The 8,441-nt window shown below is 68.9% G+C and carries 7 protein-coding genes; 2 read left to right on the top strand and 5 right to left on the bottom strand.

The window, feature by feature from the left end:
• Positions 1-100 precede the first annotated feature (100 nt).
• The 5 genes from MJ785_RS07550 to MJ785_RS07530 form a co-directional block, all read right to left on the bottom strand.
• Positions 101-1,027: a type II secretion system F family protein gene (locus MJ785_RS07550; RefSeq protein ID WP_239309055.1), complete on the bottom strand. Its 927-nt coding sequence runs from the start codon at positions 1,025-1,027 to the stop codon at positions 101-103.
• A complete protein-coding gene (locus tag MJ785_RS07545) occupies positions 1,024-1,773 on the bottom strand; it encodes a type II secretion system F family protein (RefSeq protein WP_239309057.1) in 750 nt (249 codons plus the stop codon). Before MJ785_RS07545 ends, MJ785_RS07550 begins: the two co-directional genes overlap by 4 nt.
• A gap of 206 nt (positions 1,774-1,979) precedes the next feature.
• On the bottom strand, positions 1,980-3,371 hold the full coding sequence (locus MJ785_RS07540) for a TadA family conjugal transfer-associated ATPase (protein WP_239380256.1): 1,392 nt from the start codon (positions 3,369-3,371) through the stop codon (positions 1,980-1,982).
• Positions 3,368-4,486, bottom strand: coding sequence for a septum site-determining protein Ssd (gene ssd / locus MJ785_RS07535; RefSeq protein ID WP_239309060.1), 1,119 nt, complete (start codon positions 4,484-4,486; stop codon positions 3,368-3,370). Before ssd ends, MJ785_RS07540 begins: the two co-directional genes overlap by 4 nt.
• A 359-nt stretch (positions 4,487-4,845) precedes the next feature.
• Complete coding sequence (locus tag MJ785_RS07530) at positions 4,846-5,793, bottom strand: hypothetical protein (protein ID WP_239309062.1); 948 nt, start codon at positions 5,791-5,793, stop codon at positions 4,846-4,848.
• Between the two features lie 677 nt (positions 5,794-6,470).
• On the opposite strand from MJ785_RS07530, the gene MJ785_RS07525 reads away from it, so the two are divergent.
• Positions 6,471-6,953 (top strand): phage holin family protein, encoded by a 483-nt coding sequence (locus tag MJ785_RS07525; RefSeq protein ID WP_239309064.1) that lies wholly within the window; start codon positions 6,471-6,473, stop codon positions 6,951-6,953.
• Between the two features lie 400 nt (positions 6,954-7,353).
• On the top strand, positions 7,354-8,271 hold the full coding sequence (locus MJ785_RS07520; protein ID WP_239309066.1) for an alpha/beta fold hydrolase: 918 nt from the start codon (positions 7,354-7,356) through the stop codon (positions 8,269-8,271).
• Positions 8,272-8,441: the final 170 nt, after the last annotated feature.

The raw sequence follows: 8,441 nt of genomic DNA, 5'->3' as shown, positions 1-8,441 counted from the left end.
GGACCGGACTGGACCGGACGGCTGGACTCGGCGGGTACAGCTTCAGTGGCTTCAGTTTCAGTGGCTTCAGTGGGTACAGTCACAGATCCAGTAGGCACAGTTACAGCGGCGCCAGTCCCCTGCCCGCGCCCGCTATGACCGGCACGACCCCCAACGCAAGGAACGCGGGCAGGAAGCACAGCCCGAGTGGCGCCACCGCGGTGACTCCTGCCCGGCGTGCGGCGGCCAGGGCATGTTCCTGGTGGTGCGCCCGAGTCTGGTCCGCGAGCCGTGCGAGAGTGGCGGCCAGCCGGGCGCCCGAGTCCTCGGTTCGGGCCAGCGCCCGTGCGAAGGTCGCGATCTCGCGTACCGCCGTGGTGATTTCCGGCGCGCGTATGGCGGCCCACCAGTCCATCGGGGGTCGTTCTCCGAGGCCGGGCTCGAGTAGCCGGCGACAGGCTTCGTCGATGGGCGCGCCCAGTCGCAAAGCACGCCCGACAAGGCTCAGTTCCGCACCGAGCGGCCCGGTGACCGCGTCGGCAACGGTCTCCAGAGCTGTCACGACGGGCGCACCGGCCGTTAGACACGCCGCAATGAGATCGAGGGCCAGTGGAAGATCATCAGCAAGGCGTTCGTAGCGGCGCCGCGAGTGGTTGTCCGGCCTGCCAGCCAGTAGACGGACCGCAGCTACCCCGAGGACGAGTCCGATCAGTACGCCCGCGGGGCCGTTGAATACGACGAGAGGACCGAGAGCAGCCGCTATCCCGAACGTGATCCGTTGAAGCCGCGACCGGCCCGTCGTTCGTTGTGGCTCGCTGTATGAATGGTTGTCAATCCAATGATCGTTGGATGTTGAGTAGCTGATCACTGGCATGTGTTCAGTGATCAGCTGTCCGTTCGGTGCCGTGCCGGCATGGGATGGCTGCGCAAGTGAGCGCGTCCGGCGCTGGACGCGCTCACCCAGCGTCGTCGTCCCGGTCAGCCAGGACGCCGCCGCCATGCTTGCCGCCGCGGCGGCAAGCATGGCCCACTGCGGAGGTGGGTTCACGACGCTTCCGCCGTCATTGGTCGGGCGCCGTAACGGTTTTGGTCGCTCCCCGCGTGTGCGCCAGCCTGTTCGGTGAGTCGGTTGATCCATGCCAGGCCGGCGAGGTCGAGCGCGATACCGATCGCGAGACAGGCGGTTCCGGCGGGGGTGTGGAGCAGAACGTCCAAAGGGGAGGCGCCGATGAGCACGCCCAGGCCGATCCCGGCGAGAGGCAGCGATGCGACGAGCCGTCCTGATGCCCGTGGCCCGGCGAGCGCCGCTGACACCTCGCCGTCTTTCTCGCGCTCGTCCCGGATAACCGTGGCCAGTCTGTTCGCCATCGGAGCCAACGGGATACCGGCGATCTGGCTCACCCGCCATGCGGCCGCAAGCTGGCGTAGCGTCGCTGCTTCGCAGCGTGCCAGCATGGTCGCGGGGTCTGCCCGGTGCGCAAGGCCAGTACGCAGGGCCAGTGAGTCGCTTACGCGGGTGCGGGTGTCCCGCGGGTACCGGGGCAGGAGCGGCCGGCCGGCATCGGCATCGTCGCGACCGAGGTCTTCGACGGCTGTACGCAGCGCGTCGGACGGGTTCCGGCCCGCCTCAAGCTCGGTGGCGAGGGCCCACAGGATCTCCTGTGCGTCCGCGCGTTGGGCGTTGCGCCAGCGCCGTATCGCGGCGCGCTGTCGGGCACGGTGGGCCGTCACGGTACCGATGATGGTGATGCAGGCCGCTGCCAGCCCGAAACATGCGCCAATGACAGCTACCACAAATGCCCATATCAACCATATTGACCATATTGCCAGCGGTGGTCGGAAACGGGCGGACGGCGGTTTCGGCGGACCACTCAGCTCGCCGGCTGCGCCGGTCCGCTCGGTCACCGGCGTCGCCGCCCGAACCCGTGGCGGACGCCGTCCGATCGGCCCTGAGGCGAGTGCCGCGGCAGCGGCCGAGCAGGCGGTGGCCAGCGCCAGCATCAGCATCGCGGGCTGCCGGGGTCGCCGCGAAGCACACCAAGACGTGGGCCGCCGCGCTTGGCTAGCAGCTGGTCAAGGACACGTGCGCCTGCCTCGGCCACGACCACGCTGGCCGTCGTCCCAGGTTCGGGATCCATCGACGTTGCGTGCCAGCGGCGTAGGCGCAGGGCGGCCAGTACGCGGACAGGCCCGCTCTGATCGCGGTGTAACACGCTGATTTCGGTCAGCCTGCGTGTCCCGTCGCGATCTCTGCTGATATGGACGACAGCCTGTACGGCCGAGGCAAGCTGGCTGTGCAGGGCCGCGCGGTCCAGTCCGGCAAGCGCGGCGAGGGCCTCCAGGCGCGGTGGGAGGTCCACTGCGCTATTGGCGTGTACGCTGCTGAAGCTGCCCTCATGGCCGGTGTTAAGCGCAATGAGGAGATCCACGACTTCGGCCCCGCGAACCTCGCCGACGACGATTCGGTCAGGCCGCATCCGTAGCGCTTGACGAACCAGATCGCGCAGGTCGATTCCGCCGGCACCCTCGATGTTGGGCGGGCGGGATTCCAGCCGTACGACGTGCGCCAGACCGACGACGAGTTCGGCGGTGTCCTCCACGATCACGACACGTTCGTCCGGGCCGACCCGGCCCAAGAGCGCGGCCAACACGGTGGTCTTTCCTGACCCCGTCCCGCCCGTGATCAGGGTTGTCATACGGGTGCGGACGAGCGCGTCCAACACCTCCACCATAGCGGGCTGTATTGTCCCGACCTCCACAAGATCATTTAGTGTGAAGGGCCGCCGCCGGGGGATTCGCAGCGACAGGCAGGTCCCTGTTACCGAGATCGGGGCGAGGACCGCATGCAGACGGGTGCCGTCACCAAGTCTCGCGTCCGCGAACGGCGTCGCCGCGTCAAGGCGTCGCCCGGTTGCCGCGGCCAACCGGACCGCGAGGCGGCGCACCGCGTCATCGTCGGCGAAGGTGATGGCGGACCGCTGGAGACCAGCGCCTCGGTCCACCCAGACCTCGCCGGGTCCGTTGACAAGAACGTCCGTTATGGACGGGTCCGCGAGCAGTGGCTCGAGCGGGCCCGCACCCATCAGTTCTGACCGCAGTGACCGATGCAGCGCGAGGGAGTCGTTACCGGCAGGTCCGGTCTCCGCCCGGACCGCCACGGCGATTCGCGAGGATGTCAGTGTTGCGTCCGCGTCCACGAGCCTGCGCCGGATCCCGGCCAGGAGCGCCTCATCGGGGCGTGGTCCCGTGGTTGCGCCGCCGGTGGCCGCGGTGGCTGGTACGCCCGCTGCGGGCTGTGGGTGAGCGCGCTCGGTCCGTTCGACCGCGATGGCGCCAGACGGATGGCGCGGTGTCGCCCCCGCGGCCGGACCCCCGTCCGGATAACCGCTCATACAGCCACGTCCGTACGGGCAAAGCCGAGTTCATCGAGGATCCGTCCGCTGACCCGGGCAAGTGGGCTTCGGCGTCGGCTACCCGGTGGTTCTCCCCGTTCCAGCCCGGTGGCGAGCCCCGATTCGTGCCGAAGCACCCCGGCGACCGGCAGCGCGAGCGCGTCCGCGACGGTGCCGGCAGCCAACCGGGCCGGGCCGGGGAGGCGCACGACAATTCGGACGTCCGCGCAGTGCCGGTTTGCGGTACCGCAGATCCGGCCGGCAGCGGCGATCGCGCGGACCTCAGCCGGCACGACTACAATGATCATTGTAGCCATCTGCATCGCAATAGCCGCGGCCTGGTCAGGAGACCGGGGAAGGTCGACAACGAGCACGTCATTGCCGCGCCGGGTGCTGGCCAACATCGAGGTCATCAGGACCGGTGGAATCGCGCTCGGGCTGATTCTGTCCCAGGACAGTACGGCGAGCTCCCCGAGGGACGGCAGCGAATCGGTCAGCATGCGGCGAGGCGCCCGCCCGCGGGCGTCCGCGAGATCCGGCCAGCGCGCGCCTGGCCGGTTCTCGATCCCCAGAGCAAGGTCGATCCCACCGCCGAGCGGGTCGGCGTCCACCAGCACCGTTTGAAGATCTCGGCGCAGGGCGGCCAGAGTCAGCGCGATCGCGAGGCTGGTAGCCCCGGCGCCACCCCGTCCACCGATCACGCCTACCACGGTGGCGCGGCGCTGGTCCGGTTCGGCGGCGGCCGCGAAAACGTCCACAAGCCATTCCTCCGCGTCCGGCAGAAAAGCCACGTGCTCGGCGCCGAGACGCACGGCTGCCTCCCACACGCCGCCGTCGTCGAGATCGGCGCTCAGCAGCACCACGCCTGGCCGCCGTTGCAGCCCAGCGACCACGCACGACGTCACCCGGTCGCTGCCGACGACGACAAGCGGGGCGTTGTTCCAGTATCTGCGGGCAAGATGGGCATCGACGACCGCGTCCACGGTGACGCCGGCGGCCGCGGCGAGCCGGATGATGTCGTCGAGCAGTTGTGGATCATCGGTTATGGCAAGCGGCCGGAGGCTCGGGTCAGCTCCGGGCGCCGCGTGGGTGAGATCGGGCGGTGCGGATGTCATGGCAAGGCCCTTCCGTCGTCAGGAATGGGGACGGACGCCCACCATGACCTATGTGGCGCCTGTGGATGCTTTCTCCTCCACAGGCGCCACATATGGTCTAATGAAGGTTTAAGCCGATTTGAGGAAGTGGCCAACGCGGCGTGGCCAACGCCGCCTGGCTGACTGGCGTGGCTGACCGAGGGACGGCTCCCGTTTGGGGGGCGTCGCGGGAGCCGTCCGTGGGATCTCGCGGTCAGCCGCCAGGGATCCCACGATTGCCGGACAGTGGCGTGGTAAGCTCGCTCGGCCCGTTGTGCGTACCCTCTCAACCGGTGGCCAAACCGCCCGGCCACCGCGGCGCTGTCCTGGTCGGTGCTATCTCAGTCGGCGCGGGCGATGGCTTCGCAGATGGCGAGGGACTCGCGGGCACCCAGCTCCACGGCTCGGGCATAGTGAATGACCCATGCGCCGACGCCGTGGGTATCCGCCCCCAGGTAGGCGTGCACCGCATCGGCGTAGGCCTTGGCGTGGGTGTTGGCGTAGGTACGGTGACCGTCGATCCGCCCGGCTTCGATGTGCCCGACGTCGGTCGCGGTCACGGCTTTGGGATCGAGGCCGCGGCTGATCAGTACCAGTCGTCCAGCCGCCCGGGCGATGATCCCGTCGAAGCCGCCGAACGGGCGGATGGCCAGCAGCTCACCTTCCACGACCGCCGCAACGATGATCGCCGGAGCTGCGGTCCGGGCCATCAACAACTCGGTGAGCCCGTCCAGGCGCGCGGTGGCTTCGGCGGGCGTGGGCGCTGGGCCGAGCCCGAGAGGGCCCACCGGGCCGGCGGGGCCGCCCGGGCCCCCCAGCGGGTCGTTCATGGCTGCCGACGCGGCTCCTGGGGCTGGCCAGGTCGCTACTCGTGGGCGGCCGAGATCGGCGTCCGCGATGAGCCCACGCGCGACAAGCACATGCATGCGGGCGAGCGCCTGGCGGGGCGCGTGCTCCCAGGTATCACGCAGCGTCCCCAGCTCCGCGTAGAGCCGGACCGCGCCCAGCGCGGCCCTGAAAGAGTCGCTGCCGCCGGCGGCTGTCGCCGGTCGAAGATCGTGACCGAGGTGTGCGCGGAGGTCGTCCAGCGCGATGTCGTGACCGTCCAGCGCCGCGGATGCGCGCGCGGTGCGCAGGGAGGCCTCGGCGGTCACCCTGGCGCTGTCGCGGCGCATGACCCGATGCCGCAGCAAGGTGTCCACAGAGGTTCGGGCAGCGGCGACCGCGTCGGTGACACCTGGCAGGGTGGCGAGGCGGGCAAGGGGGTCCGACCCGACTACAGCGGTCATTGTCCGTACGCTACAGCCCGCCCGCACCACAGATGGGCAGCTGGGCATCCCGCGGGCGCGGCGAATCTCCGCCGCCGCGGGAGGAGTCATGATCGAATCTGCTGTGGCCGACGCGGCGGCTCCGGCGTTCCCGAGTACCTCGGGAACGTCTGACGGCCGTTCCGCAACTGGACGAACGTAGCGCCGCCGTGGTCCGTTTGTCCTGCGGTGGCGTCCGAAGGCCTGGGCGAAACTGCCCGGAGCGGCCAGGCGCGCGCATCACAGCGCGTCTGGCCGGCGGGCCGGCTCTGGACACGGCAGACTGCGCAAGAGGCGTCCGCGGCGGGTGATACAGGATTGTCGCACCGTACTCAGTCAAATGATCGTTTGTTTCGCGCCGGCCGGGGCCCGAGAGCGGTATGAAGGTGGGGGAGCTGGATGTGAGGGAGGCATAGGCCGCCGAGGCGGTCGCAACACCCGCGCGGAACACCCACGCACGAGCGTTGCGGATGTGTTGGCTGTTGCCGATCGGGCACCATCTGGTGACCTGGACGGTATCGGCCGTTGCCTCGTGTCGCGGTGCGCGCGACCAGCAGCCACTCCGGCGCGGGACAACCCGTGCCCGCTGGCCAACGGTACGCGATCAGGAATCGTTTCGCGCGCCCGAGGCCCACGGGCCACCAGAAGGAGGAGCAACGGTGTCGACTCCAACGCAGGACCGCTCGGCCGGCCGAGACGCGACACTCGGTGAACTTGTCGCGGTCGCGGCGCGAGACCTGTCACTACTCGTCCGACAGGAGATCGATCTCGCGAAAGCGGAGCTTTCGAAGCAGGCTATGTCTGCCGCGCTTGGCGTCGGGTTCCTGGTGGCTGCCGCGGGCCTCGGCCTCGGCGCTCTGATCGCGGTCACGATCGGGTTCGGAGAGCTGTTCACCTGGGCCGGCGTGGAGCGGTTCTGGGCGTACTTCCTGACCACGCTGCTCTATCTGGTCGTCGCCGGGATGCTGGCTCTGTTCGGGGCAACGCGGTTGAAGAAGGTTTCGCCACCCGAGCGCACCTTGCGGACGGTCAAGGAGGACATCGCGTGGCTGAAGCATCCGACGACAGTCGCGGGTGGTGCGGCAAACCACTCCAACGGACACGTGCCGGGCAGCGCGCGGAACTCGGTCTCCAGCCACTGAGAGCGTGTGTGAGATCGGGCTTTCGATCAGTGAGCCGCGTCCAGGCGCCCCCTGGCAAGGCGGCAGGCCGAAGCGATACCGGATGAGTTGTATCGGTGTGGCCGACAACGCAGCCAGGGGGCGTCTGGTCGCGGCGAGCCGGAATGACGATCTCAAACACGCTCTGAGAGCCTGGTTTGGATTTTCTGTACAGGTTCTGAGGCTCCGTGGATCTCCGCCGGAGATCCACGGAGATCCACAGAGATCCAGCGAGGCAGCATCGGGGCACCCATAGCCCGTTGCGGGCTCGGGGGACGCATCGGCGGAACGCCGGGGTGGGTGGATCAGAGCGCTGTGGGCGGGCCGGGCAGGCAGGCGGGCACGGATCGACCAGGTCGCCGGTCTGTCATCCTGAGACACGATGGAGGCCACTGTTCCAGAGATCAGCACCGTCCTTGTGGACGGTCCGTGGCAGCATCGTGACATATCTGCCAATGGCACTCGCCTGCACGTGGTCGAGTCTGGCGATGGTCCGCTCGTGTTGTTGCTACATGGTTTCCCACAGTTCTGGTGGGCCTGGCGCCACCAGCTGACCGGTATCGCCGCGGCCGGATACCGGGTGGTGGCTGCGGACCTGCGTGGATACGGCGCCAGCGACAAGCCGCCACGCGGGTATGACGTGTTCACCCTGTCCGATGATGTTGCCGGTCTGGTCCGGGCGCTCGGTGAGCGGGACGCGGTGATTGTCGGGCACGACTGGGGTGGTGTGGCGGGGTGGGCGACGGCGGCGCTTTTTCCGCGGCTGGTACGCGGTCTTGTCGTGCTGGCAATGCCCCATCCCCTGCGGGTCCGGCACGAGATGGTGGCGAGCCCGCGCGGGCAGGGTCTCTCGGCCCGCCATCTGATCGCCTTCCAGCTGCCGTGGCGTCCGGAGCGGCAGCTGGTCGCCGATGACGCGGCAGATGTAGGGCGGCTGTTGCGGTTGTGGGGCGGTCCTGGTTATCCAGCTGTTGAGGTGGAACACCGCTATCGCGAGGCGATCCGGATCCCTGGGGTTGCGCATAGTTCCCTGGAGTATCACCGGTGGGCTTTCCGATCGCTGTTCCGGCCGGACGGTGCTCGGTTCGCGGCGGCTCTGCGCCGGCAGCCGGTGACCGCGCCGACGTTGCAGCTGCACGGCCGTCTTGACCGGTGCATGCTGGCCTCGACCGCGCAGGGCTCCGGGCGTTACGTCAGCGGTCCCTATACCTGGAAGCTGCTGGACGGGGTGGGGCACTTCCTCCCGGAGGAGGCACCGGACATCATCACCAAAGAGATCGTCAGCTGGCTCGCGTGCTGACCCGTGTTTCGAAAACCGCCTGTCTGGTTTGTTGTGTTCGGGCGGTCTTTGGTTGTGCTCCCGGGGCCACACTGATACAGCTCACCTCTAGTGGTCGCCGCCGGAAGTTCGTCCAGGGTCTGCCGGCGCCAGACGGCGCCTCGCCTCGTTGTCGTCGGCCCAGGTAGAAC

The sequence above is a fragment of the Protofrankia sp. CiT1 genome (genome assembly GCF_917627335.1).
In the GTDB taxonomy this organism is placed as follows: domain Bacteria; phylum Actinomycetota; class Actinomycetes; order Frankiales; family Frankiaceae; genus Protofrankia.
The sequence above is the reverse complement of the archived record's forward strand: the minus strand, read 5'-3'. Positions and strand labels throughout refer to the sequence as shown.

What these genes read in the sequence shown, in the direction of transcription:
- MJ785_RS07540 (WP_239380256.1), bottom strand. Translation starts at nt 3,371, where the DNA reads ATGAGCGGTTATCCGGACGGGGGTCCGGCCGCGGGGGCGACACCGCGC.
- ssd (WP_239309060.1), bottom strand. Translation starts at nt 4,486, where the DNA reads ATGACATCCGCACCGCCCGATCTCACCCACGCGGCGCCCGGAGCTGAC.
- MJ785_RS07530 (WP_239309062.1), bottom strand. Translation starts at nt 5,793, where the DNA reads ATGACCGCTGTAGTCGGGTCGGACCCCCTTGCCCGCCTCGCCACCCTG.
- MJ785_RS07520 (WP_239309066.1), top strand. Translation starts at nt 7,354, where the DNA reads ATGGAGGCCACTGTTCCAGAGATCAGCACCGTCCTTGTGGACGGTCCG.